The organism is Candidatus Azobacteroides pseudotrichonymphae genomovar. CFP2 (assembly GCF_000010645.1).
Lineage (GTDB): Bacteria > Bacteroidota > Bacteroidia > Bacteroidales > Azobacteroidaceae > Azobacteroides > Azobacteroides pseudotrichonymphae.
The window spans coordinates 401,602-425,069 of sequence record NC_011565.1 but is presented as its reverse complement, the minus strand read 5'-3'; the positions used below and the strand labels follow the sequence as shown (position 1 = coordinate 425,069).

18 protein-coding genes and 1 tRNA gene are annotated in these 23,468 nt (G+C 32.2%); 9 read left to right on the top strand and 10 right to left on the bottom strand.

The annotated features are described in order from the left end of the window. Positions 1-337: 337 nt before the first annotated feature. A complete protein-coding gene (locus CFPG_RS01775; RefSeq protein ID WP_012573333.1) occupies positions 338-880 on the bottom strand; it encodes an RNA methyltransferase in 543 nt (180 codons plus the stop codon). A 3-nt stretch (positions 881-883) separates the two neighbouring features. Continuing rightward, positions 884-1,306: a SufE family protein gene (locus tag CFPG_RS01770; RefSeq protein ID WP_012573332.1), complete on the bottom strand. Its 423-nt coding sequence runs from the start codon at positions 1,304-1,306 to the stop codon at positions 884-886. A 101-nt stretch (positions 1,307-1,407) separates the two neighbouring features. Here CFPG_RS01770 and CFPG_RS01765 point away from each other — a divergent pair. Then, positions 1,408-1,491 (top strand) — tRNA-Leu (locus tag CFPG_RS01765). A 220-nt stretch (positions 1,492-1,711) separates the two neighbouring features. Here CFPG_RS01765 and CFPG_RS05490 read toward each other — a convergent pair. From CFPG_RS05490 to CFPG_RS01740, 5 genes are all read right to left on the bottom strand, one after another. After that, positions 1,712-1,891: a hypothetical protein gene (locus CFPG_RS05490; protein WP_265348039.1), complete on the bottom strand. Its 180-nt coding sequence runs from the start codon at positions 1,889-1,891 to the stop codon at positions 1,712-1,714. A 2,646-nt stretch (positions 1,892-4,537) separates the two neighbouring features. Further along, positions 4,538-5,164 (bottom strand): HAD family hydrolase, encoded by a 627-nt coding sequence (locus CFPG_RS01755; protein ID WP_012573331.1) that lies wholly within the window; start codon positions 5,162-5,164, stop codon positions 4,538-4,540. Positions 5,165-6,271: 1,107 nt separating this feature from the next. After that, on the bottom strand, positions 6,272-6,538 hold the full coding sequence (locus CFPG_RS01750) for a DUF3276 family protein (protein ID WP_012573330.1): 267 nt from the start codon (positions 6,536-6,538) through the stop codon (positions 6,272-6,274). A 106-nt stretch (positions 6,539-6,644) separates the two neighbouring features. Then, the gene (locus tag CFPG_RS01745; protein ID WP_012573329.1) at positions 6,645-7,568 is read right to left on the bottom strand and encodes a malate dehydrogenase; all 924 of its coding nucleotides are present in this window, start codon (positions 7,566-7,568) and stop codon (positions 6,645-6,647) included. Positions 7,569-7,867: 299 nt separating this feature from the next. Beyond that, complete coding sequence (locus CFPG_RS01740; RefSeq protein ID WP_012573328.1) at positions 7,868-9,076, bottom strand: saccharopine dehydrogenase family protein; 1,209 nt, start codon at positions 9,074-9,076, stop codon at positions 7,868-7,870. Positions 9,077-9,365: 289 nt separating this feature from the next. On the opposite strand from CFPG_RS01740, the gene pdxS reads away from it, so the two are divergent. Both pdxS and pdxT read left to right on the top strand, forming a co-directional pair. Then, positions 9,366-10,262 carry a pyridoxal 5'-phosphate synthase lyase subunit PdxS gene (pdxS, locus tag CFPG_RS01735; RefSeq protein WP_012573327.1) on the top strand — a complete coding sequence of 299 codons (897 nt, stop codon included), beginning with the start codon at positions 9,366-9,368 and terminating at the stop codon, positions 10,260-10,262. Further along, the gene (pdxT, locus tag CFPG_RS01730; RefSeq protein WP_265348038.1) at positions 10,228-10,857 is read left to right on the top strand and encodes a pyridoxal 5'-phosphate synthase glutaminase subunit PdxT; all 630 of its coding nucleotides are present in this window, start codon (positions 10,228-10,230) and stop codon (positions 10,855-10,857) included. The genes pdxS and pdxT overlap by 35 nt, the downstream gene beginning before the upstream one ends. On the opposite strand, the gene CFPG_RS01725 is transcribed toward pdxT, so the two are convergent. Continuing rightward, positions 10,852-11,580, bottom strand: coding sequence for a biotin--[acetyl-CoA-carboxylase] ligase (locus tag CFPG_RS01725; protein ID WP_012573325.1), 729 nt, complete (start codon positions 11,578-11,580; stop codon positions 10,852-10,854). The genes pdxT and CFPG_RS01725 overlap by 6 nt on opposite strands. Before the next feature lie 568 nt (positions 11,581-12,148). Between CFPG_RS01725 and cysS the strand changes: the two genes are divergently transcribed. The 3 genes from cysS to dnaJ all read left to right on the top strand — a co-directional run bounded on the left by cysS (position 12,149) and on the right by dnaJ (position 16,108). Continuing rightward, on the top strand, positions 12,149-13,627 hold the full coding sequence (gene cysS, locus CFPG_RS01720; RefSeq protein WP_012573324.1) for a cysteine--tRNA ligase: 1,479 nt from the start codon (positions 12,149-12,151) through the stop codon (positions 13,625-13,627). A gap of 604 nt (positions 13,628-14,231) precedes the next feature. Then, a complete protein-coding gene (locus tag CFPG_RS01715; protein WP_083754404.1) occupies positions 14,232-14,942 on the top strand; it encodes a nucleotide exchange factor GrpE in 711 nt (236 codons plus the stop codon). A 23-nt stretch (positions 14,943-14,965) separates the two neighbouring features. Next, positions 14,966-16,108, top strand: coding sequence for a molecular chaperone DnaJ (dnaJ, locus tag CFPG_RS01710; RefSeq protein WP_012573322.1), 1,143 nt, complete (start codon positions 14,966-14,968; stop codon positions 16,106-16,108). Here dnaJ and miaA read toward each other — a convergent pair. Continuing rightward, complete coding sequence (miaA, locus tag CFPG_RS01705) at positions 16,089-17,003, bottom strand: tRNA (adenosine(37)-N6)-dimethylallyltransferase MiaA (protein ID WP_050720684.1); 915 nt, start codon at positions 17,001-17,003, stop codon at positions 16,089-16,091. The two genes, dnaJ and miaA, sit on opposite strands and share 20 nt — an antisense overlap. Positions 17,004-17,051: 48 nt before the next feature. Here miaA and CFPG_RS01700 point away from each other — a divergent pair, with 48 nt between their 5' ends. Continuing rightward, on the top strand, positions 17,052-20,168 hold the full coding sequence (locus CFPG_RS01700; RefSeq protein ID WP_012573320.1) for a UvrD-helicase domain-containing protein: 3,117 nt from the start codon (positions 17,052-17,054) through the stop codon (positions 20,166-20,168). Positions 20,169-20,189: 21 nt separating this feature from the next. Further along, entirely contained in the window at positions 20,190-20,540 is a 351-nt protein-coding gene (rbfA, locus tag CFPG_RS01695; RefSeq protein ID WP_012573319.1) for a 30S ribosome-binding factor RbfA, read from the top strand. A gap of 659 nt (positions 20,541-21,199) precedes the next feature. On the opposite strand, the gene CFPG_RS01690 is transcribed toward rbfA, so the two are convergent. Further along, positions 21,200-21,769 carry a phosphoribosylglycinamide formyltransferase gene (locus CFPG_RS01690; RefSeq protein ID WP_012573318.1) on the bottom strand — a complete coding sequence of 190 codons (570 nt, stop codon included), beginning with the start codon at positions 21,767-21,769 and terminating at the stop codon, positions 21,200-21,202. 801 nt (positions 21,770-22,570) lie between these two features. Between CFPG_RS01690 and rfbD the strand changes: the two genes are divergently transcribed. Beyond that, positions 22,571-23,452 (top strand): dTDP-4-dehydrorhamnose reductase, encoded by an 882-nt coding sequence (gene rfbD / locus CFPG_RS01685; protein WP_012573317.1) that lies wholly within the window; start codon positions 22,571-22,573, stop codon positions 23,450-23,452. Positions 23,453-23,468 lie beyond the last annotated feature (16 nt).

The window sequence follows — 23,468 nt, the reverse complement described above, 5'->3', positions numbered from 1 at the left end:
TCTTTTTTCTTTGCAAGCAAATGGGGAGAGACCCCTTGGCTGAATGCCATCCCCCTCTACTTCTGATTTTACCACAAGACAAACTACTAATAATATCAACTGACGAACTTTAAATGTAATCAAAATCCCTACAACATCAAAGTGTACATAAGTGCTTTAAAAGCTATTTTTTGTATATATCTGCGATAATATCGCAGTACGTCTGTTAGACTACTAGTAGACTAGTTTTTTTGTATATGTGAACATAAATACGCATATAACAAGCGACCTAACAACACCTACCCTTGAATATGTAAAGATAAGTATCCTTTTAATGATAAGGATCCTTTTAATAAAGCTAAAAACCATTTTTTCTTATAAAAGAATTCTTTGTAATTTCCCATATTACAATCCCTGCTGTTATTGATACATTGAGTGAATGCTTTGTTCCGAACTGAGGTATTTCAATACATGCATCGCATTGATTCATTACTTCTTGATCTATTCCGTGTACTTCATTGCCTAATATAATAGCTTGTTTGGAATATTTTGATTGAAATTCATCAAGCATAATGCTTTCTTCCGCTTGTTCCACAGCTATGATTTGATAGCCTTTCTGATGAAGTTCTTCTACAATTCTCAGAGTAATAGGTGAATATTTCCAATTGACCGAATCCTCCGCACCTAATGCCGTTTTATGAATCTCAACGTTGGGAGGAATTGCAGTAATTCCACACAGATAAACGGTTTCTACGCGGAAAGCATCACACGTACGAAATACTGAACCTACATTATTGAGACTACGTATGTTATCTAATACTACAACTAAAGGATTTTTTTTAACTTCTTTAAAATCTTCTTTACTAATACGGTTGAGCTCGGTAATTTTCAATTTTCTCATTTATCAACAAATATTCTTGAAAGCTAAGGCATAGAGCTTCATTTGTTTTAACATTGCAACTAAACCATTAGAGCGAGTAGGGGAAAGGTGAGCTTTTAATCCGATCACATCGACGAAATACAGATTTGTATCCAGAATTTCATCCGGAGTGTGATGGGAAAAAACACGAATTAACAGGGAAACGATCCCCCTTACAATGATCGCGTCGCTGTCGCCTTGATAGATTATTTTATCATTAATTCTTTCAGCGGCGAGCCATACACGGCTCTGACATCCTTCTATCAAATTATTTATTGTTTTGTATTGAGCCTGCAGCACAGGTAATTCGTTTCCCATTTCAATCAGTAAAGTATATTTATCCTGCCAGTCTTCGAAAACGGAAAATTCCTCAATGATTTCGTCCTGTGTCTGGTTGATAGTTTTCATCTAGATTTAACGGAAATGATTTGGCTACAAAAGTAAATAAATAATAAGGATTTTTTGTAGACAGGAAAAGTATTTCTAACTTCGTCACTTCTTTCGGGAAAGCCCAGATGGCGGAATCGGTAGACGCGCTGGTCTCAAACACCAGTGGATTTGCTTCCATGCCGGTTCGATCCCGGCTCTGGGTACTGAAAATAAATAGCTTGACTCCTGATGGCCCTTAGCAAGCTTTTGATCCTTGTACTCTCGTTTCAAGCTAAGTTTTTTCAAAAACTTATTCGGTCTAGCTTTTGTTCCAGTCTCCTGTCTTCCAAGCTTAGCTAACTAACTGACTGTTTCCATTATGTCAATTTCTCCTTCCAGAGGTACTATGCTAACAATAGCAATTAATATTTCAGCATGTGGGAATCATTCCCTTCTGTTTTTTCCATTGGGACACGGCGTGGAAATGACTATTCCCTCTCTTTTCGAAACTGATAAATTTGTAAAAAGATTGGCAACTGAACCAAGCGAATTAATAAGCTGTTCTCGAATCCCATCTCCTATTTCGATAGTTTGTACTGAGTATAATTTAACAATCAACCTCATAATATAGTCGTAATTAACTCTTGAAGAAGAAATAGAAATATAATACAAATCCGAAATCCAATTGTTGTACTTCTAGATTGGCTTCTTTTTATTCTTATCCTGTTGATCTCTTTCAGTCACTTTGCCATTTCCAAATACATTCCCCTAAATTCAAGCAGCTATTCTTTAAGCAGTAATCTTTTTCTATAGTAGGTGCCTCTTCTTTGCTTAAAGCAAGATATATTGATCGAGTCGAGTTTTTAGCTACATCGTTATCTCTCTAAAATGGTTAATAAATCGCGTAGTTCTTGAGATCATTTTCTTATTCGGGAGTGCAATGCCAATTGCTATAAAAATTCATAAATTTGTCAAGAATAGATGTGTTTTATTCAAACATGACTTATGTTCTTTCCCATAAACAAATCAATAGCATCATCTACTGCCTTTTTGGTTACATTCGAAGATCAAAGTATATCGGCTTAGTGTCGTGTGTAGATACAATTAATACGTGAAATACTGAATCAAACCATGGTATTCAAGGTTTTTATCAACCTATAGAGATAGTTTATGTATTTGGAGCCAAAATCTTATAGGTAGCATGTTTCCTATAGTTAAAATATCAATTTGTGTTCTTACACAAGTAGTTGGTATTATTGTATTTATAATTTATAATTTTTTATAAACTTGCACATTTTAGTAGCTCGAGTCGAGCTCATTTATATATAGTTTATAACTATATAATTGGTGTTGTACTGTTTGTTGTAATCAACAATGATAGCTTTTAGCCTTTCTATAGGGGCTTGTTCATCGTCTACTATTCCCTTGAATAGAGTCTCTCTTCCTAGATTTGCAACATGTCTTTTTCTGCCTTTGGCAGGAGGGGAGAACACACAAGCCAAGCAATTATTTGACAGACAAAAGTCCTCATCTTCAGCTTGCCGTTGAAACTGTACTTCCTTGAACAAATCATAATATTATTCAATGACACTATTGATAGATGGTGTGAATTGAATCAACATACGCCACGTGTACATCATCGTGTTTAATAAACATAGTTTTTCTTCTATGTAGAATGCTCTCTTCGCTTACGGATACGGCGAAGGTTGGTTTGCCTTCTGGATTAAAATAATCGACACGAAACACAGTACATTCCGATCATCAACCACATGAGTAATGGTATAAGCGTAAAACTATTTCTAAAATATATTATTTTCTGTGCTTTTATAGGAAGAGCCCATTGTTCATCAACTTTTGTGTACATAAGTATTATCATCGACAATTTGGCGTACCTATAAATCCAAATAAGTGTGCATTGAGGAAAATCTTCGATGGTATTCGTCAAAAATAAAAAAAATACGTTTGTCTCTTAGTTTTTCTAAGTGAGTGCTGTTTATATTTTTTTATGACCATCGCGTGCTAAACCATTTCTTTGAATAGTTGTTACAACTACTTTGTACGAATAATCATCAGAAAATATATACTCGACAAGCATTTTTGTATCAGTATTCTCTTCAACACAACCCTCTCGAAACTTTTATTGGACTCCGTCACGAGTTTGGACGGCATAAATCTTTAAAACCAACAACAAATAGGCACTTCCCCTCTGTATTATAACTAATTATGTCAAGACTGTCTTTTAAGAGGCGTAAATACCTTGAATTAAGTGATAGTTTTACAACTCCTAATTATATATCACACGTAACTATTATCTCGGTTTTACTACACACAGTTCTACTATAACCTTTACCATGTAAATTTGGAAAAGACTTTCTGTTCTCTTGCTAAGAGTACCATGTAACAATCGATCATTTCGTCCAGAGTAGATTTAATAAGAAACTTTTCATTAAAATCATCTAAATGAGTGACTCCTTCGTTTTCGTTATCATGGATAGCTAACTGATTTAAACTGGTAATAATTGCCCATCAGCGTTAAAACTAAAATATTAATTATTACTATTAGCAAATAGTAAATTATTTGGTTTGGTTGCTAACCAATAAAAACTGAATTGTACATAGCAATGCATTTGCGTACATCCCATTACCTGTGCCTTGATGATTTTTATAGCCGATAAATTGTTACATGACACGAGCCATATCCGATGATTCAAGCCCCATTTTGGTCATTAGGGAAACCACGAATGGACAAAATCACATCACGAACATTGATAGATCACTATCTATATTAATTCGAAACAGGTTGATCACTTCAAATTTATTTATTTTTTTAAGAAAACGACCAAACTCCAAACTCGTTAATTTAACATAACTAAGTTAACATAACTAAGTTCTTCGACTTTTCACCAAAAGTTACGATTAAGCACATTTCTGTCGTGAATATCAATCCGAAAAGTATAATCATCGAAATCACGTAACCTTTCAATCAATCTTTCCTCTATTTCTCTTTTTCTTTAATTCATTGAAGATATTCATGTCGAGATGAACTAAAATCCATTTTAATGGAGAGAGTACACTTCCTAAATACACCTATATATACGTAGAACCTGAAATTATTTTCTATTTTTCAAAATCTCATGTAGCCAAATTTAACCATAAATCCACCGTTAATCAGATATTTTTTCCCGAAGAGAACTTAAGAAACTTTTTCATATACTAATCAACAGTACGGAGTCACATAAATGAGTATACTGACTAATACTTAGTTTATAACTAAAAAGGAAGATGAAAACTTCGAAAGTCAGATATTACCTTTATGCAATCATTCTGGATACTTTCAGCAGAAAGCGTAGTAGATAAACCAATTACTTGCATTCCCGCAGCATTACCAGCCTTAATTCCATTACGAGAATCCTCAAATACAATACAGTTTGAAGGATCGATTCCTAAATCTTTTGCCGCCAACAAATAACACATTGGATGGGGTTTGCCAAAATCAATGCGGTCAGCTGAAACGACAGTATTAAACAAATGTTTTATGGGTAACTTTTGGAAAAAGGGAATAAGCTTTGCATTATTCGAACTTGTTACCAGACCCACAAGGATATTAACATTTTTTAATTCGGAAAGAAAATCTAATACATCCGGAATAAGCTTTATTTCCAACTGTATATCAAAAACGTGACTCTCCCTTTCTATTTCTTTTTGTTGTTCTTTCGGTAAATGAGAAAAGTGTTGCGATAAAATGTCAGAAAACACCATCCCTTTGATCAATTGTTCAAAATTTTCTATCCCTAGTTGGTATTTTTTTTCTATTGTTTTCCAAAACATACTATACTGTAATTCAGTATCAATTATTACTCCATCCAAATCAAAAAGTACGGCACTTTGTTTACTCATTCTTACTGCTTTTAAAGCAAATTTAAAATAAATGGAGAAAAGAACAATTTTCTTTACAAATGCCTATTTTTTTTTACCACTCTTAATAGTAATCGATTAACGATCAATAAAATACGTATTAAGCTATATTTCCTGAACAATATATGTTAACAATTATTAATATTATACAACGCCTGCTAGTATAACTAACTTGATTGAAGCCTTTCCCCTAAGAGTAATTAATATTAGCACTTTATTTCCATTAATAATGCCGCCTTTTATTTGATTCTCGTTTATAGGTGCTAACGCTCCCTAATCTCATTTAACAAAAACATTAATTAATCCATATGCAACAAAAAAGAACCTTCCCCGATTAAATTCTCTAAATTAAATTCACTTTCCCCTTTTGCTTAAAAAATTGCTGCGTAGTTATAATAAAAATATGATAATAGAAAAGGCGACATAAACTGCATCGTTATTTGGTCTTTATTTTTAGTCTCTATAAAATCACACTCTCTTTCCGTAAAGAGTATAACGCTGTAGAAATAACTGAAGCTTTACTTTTGTCCTGCTATCTGCCTAACAGGAACCGTCGCTCATATTCCTTTTTTCCTAAAATCTACGACAGTCTTTCCCAATGATTGATACGCCATTGTATACACAACAACGCCTTTGCATTTTTTTGCGTTCAAAAATAACAAAAAACTCAGCACTTTAAAAGTATAAACTTTGCTTTGTAACAAAATTTTAACCAAATCTCACCGTTCAAAATCTTTTCCTTATAATACACTTACGATTTTCGCAACTTCTCCAAGACAGCAAATAATATAGAACCAACAACCAATAAATAATAATCAAATAAATTTTAAATACGCATAAAACCCCATGCTCCGATTGTATCCCACATACACACATCCCCACCGACTTTTTCCCCTTATCGGTAAAAAACCTCCTACAAAATACAACGGTATTAAACAAAAAAATAAGGGAACAAACTTTTTTTCGTACTCTATTTTTACTCCAATAAGTTTATCTGTCTACCTTTTCAAAGAATGTATTCTCCCGCGTGTATTGACTGATATGCCAATACATATCACCAATCCTGATAATATCCATATACATCTTCCTTCATAAGGAAGATGTATATTTATCACGCTCCTTTTTTCTAATAAAAGAAATTGTCTCATCAAGACCCTCCATGAATTTATTAAAATCTTCTTGATATAGGAACAACTTCTGTTTCTCGAAACGAAAAACATTAGATTCAGAATTTTCTATGATTTTTTTGCTTTCTGTCAACGTAAGAAACATATCACCTCTACGAGTTTGCCTTACATCCAAATAATAAATTCGCTTTCCAGCAGGAATCACTTTGGAAAAAACAATATTTTCCATATACATTTCTTTTTTTTTTTCTTTATCAAAATACTATTTTGTTGCATCATCATCTTAATTATATTTGTACCCTAACAAAAAATCCTTTACAAAATTTTTTCTTCTTTCACAATATATTATTTACCCTACGAATGGCTTCCACACTTTTTTCAAACAATGCCTTTTCTTCTACATTCAGTCCGACATCTATTATCTTTTCAACACCCCAACGACCAACTACAACAGGAACTCCAATACAAATATTCTCTTGCCCATACTCTCCCTCTAAAAGAACACATGAAGGAATTATCCGCTTATAATCCTTTACTATAGATTCCACCACATATGCTCCTGCAGCTCCCGGAGCATACCATGCAGAAGTTCCCAATAAACCAGTCAATGTAGCACCTCCAACCATCGTATCTGCAACTACTTTGTTCAAAACATCAACAGACAACAACTCAGTAACCGGGATTCCGTTATAGGTTGCCAGACGTTTCAAGGGAATCATTGTCGTATCCCCATGTCCACCAATAACCATCCCCTCTATTTGAGAGGGATTAGCTTTCAAAGCAATTCTCAAATAATATTTGAAACGAGAACTATCTAAAACCCCACCCATACCTATCACCTTACTTTTCAAAATTCCAGTAAATCTCGATACGAGATAAGTCATTGTATCCACTGGATTGGAAATAATGACAAATACAGCATTGGGGGAATAAACCAAACATTGAGAAACAACACTCTTTACAATATTAGCATTTGTACCTATTAATTCTTCACGCGTCATACCAGGCCCACGTGGTATTCCTGAAGTAACAACAATAACATCCGATTCTGCAGTCAATTCATAATTATTTGTCGAACTAATTATATTCGTTTCAAAACCTAACGTTTGCGCTGCCTGCAACATATCAATCACTTTCCCTTCTGCTATACCCTCTTTTACATCAAGCATAACTATCGTAGAGGCAATTCTATTAAATGCAAGCACATTTGCACACGTAGCTCCTACATTTCCCGCACCAATTACGCTTACTTTTACCATAATGAAGTAAAACTTAACTTAATATTAACTTAATAAAAACTAAAACTTACAAAACATAATCCACCCAGGTTAACATCTGACAAATATACTAATCCAGCACTCAAAAAATAAAATTTTTGAGTAGATATTTACAAAAACGTAGATATTTACAAAAACAAAAAATCTATAAACCAACGCTCTTTATGCAAAGTTAAAACATATGAGCTAAGTTAAACAAATTAATTAAATTTAACCTCAAGATTTGCTTGTTCAACAACATAAATACTGGTTTAACAACATTCCAAACAAAAAAAAATTAATTATACCTCAAGATTTTCATTAAATATTTCGTACCAAGCAAGTCCTTGTTTTGGAAGTTGCTCCATGAACGGGTCAGGGTCGAATTCTTCCACATTAAATACACCTGGTTTACTCCAAATATTTTTCATGAACAAAATAGCCCCAATAGATGCTGAAACACCAGTAGTATAACTCACACTTTGTGTACCTGTTTCTTTATATGAGTCTTGGTGTCGACAGTTATTATAAACATAGTAAGTTTGTCCCTTCCCTCTCTTATCCAACCCTCGGATTCGACAACCTATACTTGTTTCTCCTGTATAGTCTTTTCCTAAAAGACCAGGGTCGGGAAGTACAGCTTTCAAGAATTGGATTGGAACAATCTCTATGCCGTTATAGAGGACCGAATCTATACGTGCCATACCAATATTTTTAATGACCCGCAAGTGAGTCAAATATTCTTGCCCAAAAGTCATCCAAAACCGAGCTCGTTTAAGAGTTGGGAAATGCTTGACTAATGATTCTAGCTCTTCATGGTAAATGACATAAGATTCCTTTTTTCCTATATTTGGGTAATTCAATACTTTATGAATTTCATGCGGTTCAGTAACAATCCACTGTCCATTCTCCCAATATTTTCCCTTTTGCGTAATTTCGCGTATGTTAATTTCAGAATTAAAATTTGTAGCAAATGCTTTCCCATGATCCCCAGCATTACAATCTACAATATCTAGATAATGTATCTCTCCAAAGTGATGCTTAACTGCATAAGCAGTGAATACGTTTGTTGTCCCAGGATCAAACCCACAACCTAATATGGCAGTCAATCCAGCCTGCTTAAACTTATCTTGGTAAGCCCATTGCCATTTGTACTCAAATTTAGCTTCATTTTCCGGCTCATAATTAGCTGTGTCTAAGTAATTAACTCCACAAGCGATACAAGCATCCATAATGGTTAGATTTTGATAAGGAAGAGCCACGTTAATTACTAATTCTGGCTTAAAACTTCTAAAAAGAGTTATTAGCTCAGAAAGTTTATTAGCATCTATTTGTACTATTTGTATTTTACAACTTTTATACTTTGTACCAATGGCATCACTAATAACTTTGGCCTTTGAAAGAGTACGGCTGGCAAGCATCACTTCGCTAAAAATCTCACAATTTTGAGCTATTTTGTGTGCAACAACGGTCCCTACACCTCCTGCTCCGATAACAAGTACTTTTGACATAAAATCTGGAAGATAACTTTTCATATTTACCGTGTGAAGGTACGGTATCTTTTCATATATCAAGTATCTTTTCTATGCAAAAGATTGTACCGGGGGTCGATTAAATTTAGTGTTAATGCAAAGCTACTATGTAAATAAGCCACCCCAATGGCTCCTTATTACACATCATTAATTACATAATCTTAGATTATTGAAATTTTCATTACCTTCTTCTAGAAAATCTTTAGAAAATCACTATTATTGCAGATAATTATAGACCTCAGAAACAAGTTTTATAACTCTGATAAAAATGAAAATAAAAAAAGAAACTGGAACAGTTACTGTAAAAAGAGGTTTAGCAGAAATGCTAAAAGGTGGAGTAATTATGGATGTTGTTAACCCAGAGCAAGCGAAAATTGCAGAAGAAGCAGGAGCAGTGGCAGTTATGGCATTGGAACGTGTCCCTTCCGATATCCGTTCTCAAGGAGGAGTAGCACGTATGTCTGACCCGGAAGTGATTGTTAGCATTCAGCAAATAGTATCCATACCAGTTATGGCCAAAGTTCGCATTGGACATATTGCAGAAGCACGCATATTAGAAGCCTTGGATATCGATTTTATTGATGAAAGTGAAGTATTAACTCCTGCAGATGAATCCTACCATATTCTAAAAAGCGATTTCAAAGTCCCATTTGTATGTGGTGCACGCAATTTAGGTGAGGCATTAAGGCGTATCGGAGAAGGAGCATCAATGATACGTACAAAAGGTGAAGCCGGAACTGGTGATATAGTTGAAGCTGTCCGCCATATACGAAAAATAAATGAAGATATTCGACGAGTAATGAGTAGTACTACACAAATGGAGTTAATGACAATAGCCAAAGGATTTGGAGCGCCATACGAGTTAGTATTGCAGGTAAAAACATTAGGACATCTTCCTACAGTTAATTTTGCAGCTGGAGGAGTTGTTACACCAGCTGACGCCGCTTTGATGATGGAATTAGGATGTGATGGAGTATTTGTTGGTTCAGGTATATTCAAGTCAGATAATCCTGCCCAAAGAGCTAAATCTATTGTAGAAGCAGTAGCTCATTACAAAGATGCTCATCTTCTTGTTGAAGTATCCAAAGGCCTTGGGGAAGCAATGAGAGGTCAAAGTATTGCTCAAATAGATGATAAAGACAGATTGGCTGGACGTGGATGGTGAAACGATGAAAATAGGAATTTTAGCTTTGCAAGGTGCAGTGAGAGAACACTGCAGGATTGTGCATAAATTGGGACATAAAACGGTGGATATATTGTATCCACGGGATTTAATAGGAATAGATGGATTGATTCTCCCGGGAGGGGAAAGTACAACAATCAGCAAGCTATTGGTAAGGTATGGTCTTTTAACTCCAATTGTTGAATTGGGACACAAAAAATTGCCAATTTTTGGAACTTGTTCGGGATTGATTTTGTTGTCTAAAAATATTGCAAAGAGTGAACAATACCGATTAGGGTTGATGGATACTTATGTAAAACGTAATGCTTTTGGAAGACAATTGGCTAGCTTTGAAACAAAAATGCCCATACCCATATTGGGCAACATTCCCTACCCAACGATATTCATTCGTGCTCCCTATATAGATAAAGCAGATAAAGGGGTCAACATATTACTAAGTCATGAAAGTAGAATTCTTTTCGCTGAACAAGATAACTTCCTTGCTGCTTCTTTTCATCCAGAACTTACTGAAGATGTAAGAGTCCATGAGTATTTTATACAAAAAATTCTCAGTTATCAAAAATTTTGTAACCTATAATAGAGAGATTTCTTTAAAAGAGTAATAGCGTTCTTCCTTTGACTTGGTCATTAAACAAAGCAAGCCTTCTTCAGTAACCATTCGTATTCTTGCTTGGAAGATTTCATTTTTATCTTTATAGAAATGAAATCCCTCTTTACAATAAAGGGAATCATGATAAACTTGCGAAATCAATTTTCTTTGACCAGATTTTAATTTTTTATACCAATATTGAATTTGCGACACAATTTGTTCCAACAATATATTAGTATTCATTTCTATACCTATTATTTGTTTCAAAGAAACTGGATTAGGAGCCTCGCTTTTAAATACTTGTTGATTAACATTTAATCCAATACCAATAATGGAACAAGAAATTTTTTGACCAATCAATTCGTTCTCGATTAATATACCTGCGAGTTTCCGTTTTTCAAAAAAAACATCATTAGGCCATTTAATTGCAATGCCTTTCTGTACATATGTATCTAGTACATCTTTGATACCAATAACAACAACTTCAGATAGTAAGAACTGTTGTTGAATCGATAGAAAATTAGGATACAAAAGAATACTACAAATAATATTTTTAGTTGGTTCAGATTCCCAACAATTTCCCCTTTGTCCACGTCCAGCAGTTTGTGATTCAGCAACAACAATTGTCCATTCTTTCAAAGATTGTTTTTTGGATAGCTCTTTGAGAAAAAGATTGGTAGAAGAAGTAATTTTAATCTTGATAGTATTCATTTCATATACACTTTGATATAATTTCTCCTATCCCCCAACACATCTAGCCACTAAGATAATATTGTATTTCAATACTTCTTGTTAATTGGATTAAATATATTTTAAGAGCGTAATGTTATTTACGCTGGTAAATATATCTTCTATGTGTTCCATTTTAGAACCAAATTGTTTCATTACAATTGATATCGATAATATCAAACTGGATTTGGTAAATCAAATGCCGAAATTCTTAACATAATCTTCTGAGAAGAAGTTATTTTATTGATTATTGACATAATGAACAGTATTTTTGGATGCTTCCAAAGAGTTCTTTTTACATGTTTTTTGCTTTCACTATTATTTACTCAATTTCAAATGCCCTTTATATATACCAATTGTGACATTACGAATTTGATAACCATTATTTTTCAAATACCCAGTTGCAATTATTCATTCCTCCTTTCCCAGTCCAATTGTGTTGGACCATTATTCATAAATATTAATATTTAGTCTTTCCTTTAACTATTTTAATATTGTCTTATCTTTGTCATACCGTGTTTTTTACATTTGTTTTCTTTTCAAAAAAATTATGAAGAACCAATTATTTATTTATAATACGTTGACAGGAAGGAAAGAATTATTTCAATCACTATATCCCAAACGTGTTGGACTTTATGTTTGTGGCCCAACAGTATACGGAGATCCACATTTAGGACATGCTCGTCCAGCAATTACTTTTGACATTTTATTTCGTTATTTAATGCACTTAAACTATAAGGTGCGGTATGTACGCAATATTACTGATGTAGGGCACTTAACAAGTGATTCTGATTTGGGAGAAGATAAAATCGCAAGAAAAGCTCGGTTGGAGGACCTAGAACCAATGGAAGTAGTTCAACACTATCTTAACCTTTATCATAAAACAATGGATGCTCTAAATGTACTACCTCCAAGTATAGAACCTCATGCTAGTGCCCATATCATTGAACAAATACAATTAATAAAAGAGATTTTGGAAAAAGGGTACGCTTACGAAAGTAAAGGCTCTGTTTATTTTGATGTAGAAAAATATAATAAAAAATACAATTACGGTAAACTATCTGGTCAGAACATAGCAGATATGCTAAATACCACCCGTAAGTTAGATGGTCAAGAAGGGAAACGCAATCCAATCGATTTCGCATTATGGAAAAAAGCTTCGTCCAAGCATATTATGCAATGGATAAGTCCATGGAGTAATGGATTTCCTGGGTGGCATTTGGAATGTACAACTATGAGTAGAAAATACTTAGGTAATTTGTTTGATATTCACGGTGGAGGCATGGATTTAATTTTTCCACATCATGAATGTGAGATTGCACAAAAAGTGGCATCTACGGGATACGAAGGAGTAAAATATTGGATGCACAACAATATGGTTACCGTCAATGGACAAAAAATGGGTAAGTCATCAAACAATTTTATCAACTTAGAACAACTATTTAATGGTACGAATCCTTTATTAATTCAATCGTATAATCCTATGACAGTTCGATTTTTTATCTTACAATCACACTATAGAAATACAATTGATTTTAGCAATAAGGCACTACAAGCATCTAAAAAAGGACTTTCTCGACTTTTGGAAGCCAACAATAATATTAAGCAATTGACAGCTCAAACAACAAACTCTACTGTCAATATCGAAGGATTAAGAAATAAAAGCATTGAGGCAATGAACGACGATTTAAATACACCGATTATTATTTCTTATCTTTTTGAGGCTACGCGAATAGTCAATTCGGCATTAGCAAAACAAACACAATTGACTACAGAAGATATTCAACAATTAAAGGATTTCTTTCAATTATTTTTATTTAATCTGTTAGGAATTAAAGACGAATTAAAATATAAAAACACCTCCTATAATTCTTTTGCAAAAGCAGTAGATCTTCTACTACAAATAAGAGTGCAAGCTAAGCAAGAAAAAAACTGGATATTTGCTGATAAAATACGCGATGAATTAACCGTCTTGGGATTCGAGGTTAAAGATACAAAAAATGGCTTTGAGTGGAAACTAAGCAAATGAATAAAAGTAAAAAAAAAGAGTGGTGTGAATGTCATTGCCGGCTGAGACAAGTCGGATTGAAATTAGTTGTCATCAAATTTTAAATCACTTTAAAATAAAAACTAACAGAACAGCCTACAATAATGTTAATCAGAATATATCTTAATAAGATAAGTATCTGATAATTTTTTGCTTACTTGCTTGCTTTTCAGAACTGAAAATTATCCAATGAAATTTGGGGAAGGTAGTATACCTTCCCCAAAATACGGTTATAAGAAAACTTCATATTTTTTCATCCAACTAATTTTTTCTTAGAGAGAAAATCCAATTAAAATTCATATAAAAAAGCATCCTGATAAATTGAAAATGAAAGTGGCTAACAGAAAGACGTGAAATCTGATCTTGTCAATCACTAAAGAGATCACAAAACAAAGAATACTATCTACATCTACTAAAATATTTACTTAAGCACTTTTTAGTTTGTACTACTATAACTTAAAAGGGGAAACTGCTTTTTACTGATTCAAATTTGGCAAGATATTTGCCATCCCATGGTTATTGTGGAGGCTCTTCTTATCATAAGAGTTTGTCTTTTATTTCGATAAATAATATAAAATGTGAGTTTATGAATGATAAAGGTTTAGAAAAAGATATTCAGGAGGGAGAAGGATTCGCTGACAAGACAGGAGAAAACTTGTCTGCACCAGAACAGATTCTGACAAAAAATACAGAAATAGTTGACAATGTGGCAGAGAAAATAAAAGAACTTGTACAAAATTATTCTAACGAACAAAAACAGATAGAGATAGAGATAAAAAAGAAAGAGTACGAACAGGATCTTGAACAAATAAGGACTGAGCATAAGCAAGAAATGGAGAGGATGCGTGCCGAGATTGAACTCAAAAGTGTCGAAGTCGAAACTAAAAAAGATGCTCATCTTCGTTTAATGGCAGAATATGATAATTATCAGAAGCGTACCATTAGAGAAAAAGCAGATTTAATTAGAAATGGGGGAGAAAAAATATTTATCGGACTTCTCCCCATAATAGATGATTTTGAGAGAGCCTTAAAGACAATAGAAGAAGTCAAAGAAGTAGATACTATAAAGGAAGGAATAGGCTTGATTTATCGCAAATTCCTTTCTTTTCTTCAAAAAAACGGAATAAAAGCTATCGATTCAGTTGGTGAAAAATTTGAAGCTGATTTATTTGAAGCTGTCGCTACTGTTCCTGCAGAAAGTGAAGAACAAAAAGGTAAAATTATAGATAATTTACAAACGGGATATACTCTGAACGATAAGGTTATTCGCCACGCAAAAGTAATAGTGGCTAATTAGAAAAAAAATATAAATAAAGAAACATGGCAGCCACAACAAAAAGAGATTATTATGATATTTTAGGCGTTTCCAAAACAGCATCAGTGGATGAGATTAAAAAAGCATATAGAAAAAAGGCTATTCAATATCATCCAGATAAAAACCCTGGAAGTAAGGATGCTGAAGAGAGATTCAAAGAAGCCGCTGAAGCGTATGAAATTTTAAGCGATGTAAACAAAAGAAATCGGTACGATCAATTGGGGCACGCAGGAGTAGGTAACTCTACAGGAGGCTTTGACGGAGAAGGGTTTTCTATGGAAGATATTTTTTCTCGTTTTGGGGATATTTTTGGTGGATTTTCTGATGGATTTGGTTTTGGAAGTAATGCAAAGGGAGTTAATCGAGGTTCAGATTTGAGAATAAAAGTAAAATTAACACTTAAAGAAATAGTTACAGGTATTGAAAAAAAACTTAAGGTAAAGAAATATGTTGCCTGTTCTTATTGCAAAGGAAATGGAGCAGAAAATAATCGATCTTATCATGCATGCTCTATTTGTAAAGGAAAGGGACATGTAACAAGAGTTATGAATATTGGCTTTGGACAGATGCAGACTTCCTCTGTTTGTCCAGAGTGCCATGGAGAGGGAAGAATAATTACTAAAAAATGTCCATATTGTTATGGTGAAGGGATTGTGCTAGATGAGGACATAATTGTTATTAATATTCCTGCAGGAGTGATGGAAGGCATGCAACTTTCGATACAAGAAAAAGGTAATGCTCCTCGTCGCGGAGGAGTTAACGGTAATCTATTAGTGGTAATTGAGGAAGAAGCTCATCCTGAGTTGATACGAGATCAACAAAATATTATTTATAATTTAATATTAACTTTCTACCAAGCATCAGTAGGTTGTATGGTAGAAGTTCCCACATTGGATGGCAAAGCAAAAATAAGAGTAGAGCCAGGAACTCAGCCAGGTAAAATACTTAGATTGAAAAACAAGGGATTACCTTCAGTTAATAAATACGGAAGAGGTGATTTATTAATCAATATCACTGTCTATGTTCCTGAACATTTGACCGAAAGACAAAAGGAAATTCTTTCTGCAATAGAAAATGCTTCTAATTTTAAGCCAACAAGCTCTGTGAGAGAAAAAATCTTTAGTAAATTTAAAAGTGTATTCGATTAAAGATTTCATTTAAATGATTCATTTCGTAAACATCTATCCAATGTATTTTAAAACCTCTACGTTCCATACCTCTAAACCATGTCATTTGTCGTTTGGCATACTGGTGAATAGCAATTTCTAGTTGTTGATACATTTCTGAATAAGAAAGCTGTCCAATAAGGTAAAGGGTAATATATTTGTATTCCAAACCGTAATATATTAGTTGGTCGGGAGAGAGTTCTGTTTCCAACAAGTTTTTGACTTCTTCTATCATTCCTTCCTCTAATCGTTTTTTTAGGCGAAGGCTTATTCTATTTCTTCTTAATTCACGGTCAATATTAACTCCAATAATTAGACTCTTAATAGAAGAATAACTATTTATTGGGTTGTTTTTTTGTGTAGGATAACATGTTTCTATTTCTATAGCTCGTATAATTTTTCGTACGGAGTCTGTATCTGTTTGATTATGAAGATTTTTGTATGATTTTAATATTTTTTTCAATTCATCAACACTTTTATCTTTTAAATTTGACCTTAAAATAAGGTTTTCTGGAACATCTAACAATTTATACCCTTTCAGAACGGATTCTATATACAAACCTGTTCCTCCGCATAAAATCGGTAACTTCCCTTTCTTTTTAATTTTAGTAAAAATTTCGTGAAAATCATGTTGGAATCTGAAAACATTGTATTTTTCACCAGCTTGACAAATATCAATGAGATGATAAGGAATAAATTTTCCTTCAATGATATAATTGTCTAAATCTTTTCCTGTACCAATAGTCATATTACGATATACTTGACGAGAATCGGCACTAATTATTTCACTGTTCAATTCATTAGCCAACCGAGTGGCAAAAGCCGTTTTCCCAGAAGCTGTAGGTCCCAATACGGTAATTAATTCATACTCTTGCAATTCCACTTTCAAATTTGTACTTTGCACAAATGCAAGATAATAGATTATATGTCAAAAATAAAAATATATAGAGCATCAGCTGGTTCTGGTAAAACTTATACTTTAGTGTTAGAGTATATTAAATGTTTGTTGATTTCCGATTTTAGCGATTATTTTCAATATATTTTAGCAGTTAGTTTTACAAAAGATGCTACGAACGAAATGAAAGAACGCATATTGTCGGAGCTATATGGATTGGCATTGAATACAAATGATTCAAAGAGATTTCGTTCTTCCTTGCAAATCTTATGGGAGGAAGAAGGATTACATTGGGATGAAAAATTAATCAATATGAGAGCTAAAACAGCTTTTCAAACTATTATTCACAATTATAGCCGATTAAACATAACAACAATTGACAGTTTCTTCCAATGTATAATTCGTAGTTTAGTAAGAGAATTAGGATACAGTAATCATTTTAGTTTGGAAACAAATACTCAACGAGTAATACGAGAATCTATTCATAACGTAATAGAGAAGTCAAGCCATGATAATAAATTAATTAAATGGTTAACAATATATGTAGAACATTTAATTAATGAGGGAAAGAATTGGAGAATAGAAAAATCCATGGAAATATTTGGAGAATGCATTTACAATGAATTTTTTCAAACAAAAAAAAAGTATTTGCCAAATACTACCTTGTTTTTTAGTAGATTGATAAAAAGTCAAGATCAAATACAGAAAGATTGTCAAACCTTTTTTAAAAATACTGTACAAGAAATCAAAATTTTATTATCAAAACATCAGCTTAATGAAAATGATTTTATAAGAAAAGGCAATCCTATCATTTTTCTTCAGAAGTTAGCAGATGGGGACTATCCAGAAGAAAGTAAAACTATAGAAAAGTGCTGCACAGACAAAGATGCATGGACTACTAAAAATCATAAAAAAAAAGAAGATATAGCCAAGCTAGCAGAATACAAATTAATACCCACACTTAATTGTATTCTTGAGGCATTGCGAAAAACACGTACGGCACAAATGATAAAAGATAATCTCTATCAATTGGGTTTAATAGGAAAGGTTATAAAGGAAATTGAAGAACAAAATCATGAGCAAAATCGGTTTATGTTATCAGATACTAATATTTTTCTTCATCAAATGATTGATGATACTGATGCTCCATTTATCTACGAAAAAATAGGTGTTCAAATTAAACACGTAATGATTGATGAATTTCAAGATACTAGCCAATTACAGTGGGAAAATTTTCGTGTTTTATTGAATGAAATACTTGCACAAAATACATTTAGTTTGATAGTAGGAGATGAAAAGCAATCAATTTACCGTTGGCGTAATGGAGACTGGAAAATATTTAAAAGAGCAGTAAAGGAATTAGGTACTGAAGAAAAACCTTTATTGTACAATTGGAGGAGTGAAAAACATATTATTGATTTTAATAATTCATTCTTCCCTCTAGCAGCGAATATGCTAAAAAATGCAGTTTTTTCTATATATGAAGTCGAAAAAGTTAAACAAAAAACTAAAAAAAGTAGTGAAAAAGAAGGACATATCTTTATTCAATTTATTAAAGACAATAAGGAGGATGTGCAATATGTGGATCAAATGATGAAAGAAGCAGTTTTGGAACAACTCAAAAAATTATACAATAATGGTATTCCGGCTAAAGATATTTGTTTGCTTGTTCGAAAGAAAAAAACAATAAACATACTTGCTGCTTTTTTTTTAGAAAAACGAAATAATTATCCAAAAATGGCAGAAAAGCATTATTTAACAATTGTTTCCAATGAAGCTTTTAGCTTAAAAAGTTCACTTGCCGTAAGAATTATTATTGCATCTCTCAGAATAATCAGTAGGCAGGATAATGAAATATATTATAAAAATCAATTAATCTATTTATTGAAAATAGGAGGATTAGATGTACAAGATCTAATAATTGACTCATTATTATCTATGCCGTTGTTTGAACTTATCGGGTACATTTGCAAACAATTTGAATTAGAACAATTACCGGGACAGGCAGCTTATTTGTTTGTTTTCTATGATTATCTTAGTCAATATTTGAAAGAGTCTCCAGCAACAATTCATCATTTTCTTGAGCATTGGGAAAAAGAAGGACAAGATAAAACTGTTCCAACTGGAATGGGAGTAGAAGGAATAAAAGCTATGACAATTCACAAGTCAAAAGGACTACAATTTCACACAGTGATTATCCCCTACTGCGATTGGAAATTTTCTCCGGAAAAAAATCCTTTTCTCTGGTGCAAATCACCAAAGAACATAAAAGATTTGCCTTTTTTTCCTATCACTTACAAAAAAGAAATGAAATATACCGATTTCGCTACAGAATATGAAGAGGAAACAATACGGTCATATGTAGATAATTTAAATCTTTTATATGTAGCTTTTACACGAGCAGAATGCAATTTAATTATATTAACTAGGTACAAAAAAAAAATAAAAGAAATAAAAAGAGTATCTGATCTATTACAATTGTCTGTAAAAAAACTCAATGGTAATTGGGACGAAGAAAATTGTCATTTTAGAATGGGAGAGATTTTTTTATTGAAAGAAGAGAAAAAAGTAGCGACAGATAATCCTTTAAAGAAAATACCCTTAATGAAAGAAATAAAATTTTCACCTGTAAATTTTCAACAAGAGAAAATTACATTCAAACAATCTAATCAATTTCAACAACTAATGACTGGTAAAGATATGTATTTTACATATGATAACATTATACATTATTTTCTTATACAGATTAATTATTTAGAAGACATTGAAAAAAAAGTAAACGATGGAATTATACAGAGCTTGATTCAGCCTAATGAAGGGAGAATTTATATAGAAAAAATACGCAGATCCATTCAATTGTCAGGAGTAGAAGATTGGTTTAATAGTCGCTATAAAGTATACAGAAAATATTCAATTATTGCTGAAGAAAATGGAATTGTAATCAACAAGCGTCCTGACCGATTTTTAATTGCTGGTAATAAAACGATTATAATAGACTATAAATTTGAAACACCTCATTCTTCTCACGAAAAACAACTACGACAATATGCCAATTTGTTAGTAACAAGAAAAACGAGTCATTTTAACATGGAAATGTATTTATGGTATGTGGAAATGAACCAAGTCAAAAAGATCCAACTTTATTAGAAAATAAAAAGACTTCGATTTATGGGGAAAAGAAAATTACAAAAAATAGAACGTCTTGTACAAAAAGAAATTAATGAATTATTTCGCTTACAAACTCAACAAATGAGACAATTGACTATAATATCGGTAACAACGGTAAGGATAAGTTCAGATTTGAGTGTAGCAAAAATTTTTTTAAGTATCTACCCGTCTGATAAAATCGGAAAAATTACGCAAAGTATCGAACAAGGTAAAAGTGCTATTCGATACAATTTAGGATTACGTATTGGTAAACAAATCAGACATATACCTAAATTAGCTTTTTTTGTAGACAATTCTTTTGAATATGTAGAGAACATAAATCACTTACTTGGTTTCAATGGAGGAATATGAATTCCCATTTTATTTTTATACTGGAATCTAGATATTTTTTCTAAAAAATCTTATAATATTATCACTATCACTTCTCGTTGATAACCATTTGTAGTATGTTTCATAGACTGATTTCAGAAATGTCCAGTTAGAGGGTTCATCTCTATGTATCGGATTGGCAAAAATTTGGGAACAAATGTCAATTCTCTTTTATGTTTTTATTCATCTAAACGAAGTATAGAAGGCACTGTTTATCTAATTTCTTCTATATGAAAACTCCCCTCCTTCTTTTCCGATAGCAATATGCATATATATTAATGATATTTTCATGATTAATCAACCTATATATGGTGCTCTTCTTGTAAAAAATAAAAAAGATATTGAATGATTTTCACTCCCTTGGAACAAGAGAAATAAACTTATTCTCTCGTATATTTTTAGAAGGTTTTAATTGCTATTTTGGGATGTTATATTGGATTTTTTCAAGAATTTTCATTTACTCTCTAGGTAACGGCATTTTACTTGACTTCGATAGGGAGTACTTTCACCATTTATTTCAATGAACCAGAAATAGAACAGAAAACTGACGCAATATTTCTCATCTATTCTTTATTCTATCAAATATGAAATAAAGGAAAGGAAGAGAGTACGCGTGAAATTTAAAATATTTAAATTCTAAATCATGGGATATCTCGCGTTATCTGTTCTATTATTTTAGGAAAATGTTCATATTCTAACGCATGAACTTTCGCAGCAATATCCTCTGATGAATCCGTAGGGGAGACTTCACATTTAGCTTGAAAAATAATTTTCCCTTCATCATAATTTTCATTAACATAATGAATGGTAATTCCTGATTCTGTTTCTTTATTTTCCACAACTGCTTTATGTACATTTAAACCATACATCCCTCTCCCTCCAAATTTTGGAAGCAGGGAAGGATGAATATTGATGATTTTATTTGGATAAGCTCTCAAAAGATTTTCGGGAACTCTTAATAAAAAACCTGCCAGAACAATGAAATCAATCTTAAATTCCTTCAACAATCGGAGTGCTTGACCGTTTTCAAAACCAGATTTATTAATTGTATAAGAAGGAATATTTAACAACATTGCCCTTTTGTGTACATAAGCATCTTTTTTATTGCTTAATATAAGTGGAAACTCTAAATTTCTGTTGTTAGCGAAATAACAAATAATATTTTCTACATTGGAGCCATATCCAGAAGCTAATAAAACAATTCTTTTCATATGTATTTTTTTGATATAATTATCAATATATCACCTCATAAAATATTTTTTTCAAAAAATCTAAAAATTAAAAACTAACCAAATTGGAAAAACATCAATAGTCTTGATTCACAAAGATATTCAGCTTTAGATTACTTGAATATATTTAATCAAAAATCTATAAAGAACTTCTCTTGCAAAAGAAGTTTACTTGTATTTGACTAATTTCGGTCAACCTATGTTATTATACACAATATTGATAATCAACGTCAATAAAAGTTTATAAAATTTTATGTTTTTCAGCATAAATATCTATATTTGCATAGTGTTTTCATGGTACTAAATTTTAAGGTTAAAATGAAGAAAGGGTTGTCGGAAGGTAACCCTTTCTTTGATTCCAAAAGTATGTGTGTCTTTTAAAGAAGACAGGAAAAATGATTTTGATAAAAAACTTTTATGATGAAGCTATGGGTATGTTTCAAAAAGTATTTTGGTTACCGACGCAATTAATTAATTTAGAAGAGAATCTTTACAGATTGAATTAAGAGACATATAGAATATCAAATTTTGGTAAAAACTTTCTATTGTTATCTGAATATAATAATATTTTAAAAAGTTTTTTTTATTGTCTTTCTTTTATGACAAACCAAACCAAATATCATGCTTCCTATGTAGGTTCCTCCCATGAGGACAGTAATTTATTCCACTATTATCCTACCACAAACATACTAACCTCTTGCTTTTATTTGTTTGTCTTAGTATTTAAATAAAGAGACTAGTTCATATAAAGAATTAGTTAAGAACAATGAATATAAATTGTCAATGACAAAAACTGTTCTAGTCACAGGAGCAAAAGGACAATTGGGATGCGAACTGACAAAAGTATTTACTCAACATTCTGAATTTAACTTTATTCCAACTGACATTGATACATTAGATTTAACAAATAAAAAAGAGGTTATTCATTTTGTAAAAAAACACAAAATAGACTACATCATTAACTGTGCTGCCTACACTGCCGTAGATAAAGCAGAAGAAGAAATAGATTTGTGCTATTTAATCAACCGTGATGCAGTAAAAAACATAGTAGAGGCAGCAGCCAGAGGAAAAGCAAAAATTATCCATATTTCTACTAATTACGTATTTGATGGTGTAAAAAATACTCCCTACATAGAAACAGATATTACCAATCCACAATCAGTTTATGGAAAAAGTAAACTTGAAGGGGAAAATACTCTAATGAAAAATTGTCCAGAAAGCATAATTATAAGAACTTCCTGGCTATATTCTATTTACGGATACAATTTTGTAAAAAAAATACTCCGTTTAATAAAAGAAAAATCAGAAATAAACGTCGTTTGCGATCAAATAGGAACACCCACTTTTGCACCTGACTTAGCAAATACTATCCTAGTACTCATTACTTTTTTAAAAAAAACAAAAAATTTCCACTCAGGTATCTTTCACTATAGTAATGAAGGTATTGTCTCATGGTTCGACTTTGCAAAGAAAATCTTACAACTTTCTGAAACGAAAAATTGTAAAATACGTCCAATTACAACAGAACAATATCCTATTCGAGCAAAACGTCCATTTTACAGTGCCTTAAACAAAAAGAAAATAAAAAAAGCTTTTGATATTGTAATCCCTAATTGGGAAGTAAGCTTGAAAAAGTGCATTAACTTACTTACTAACAAATCATGAAAAGAATACGAAAGAA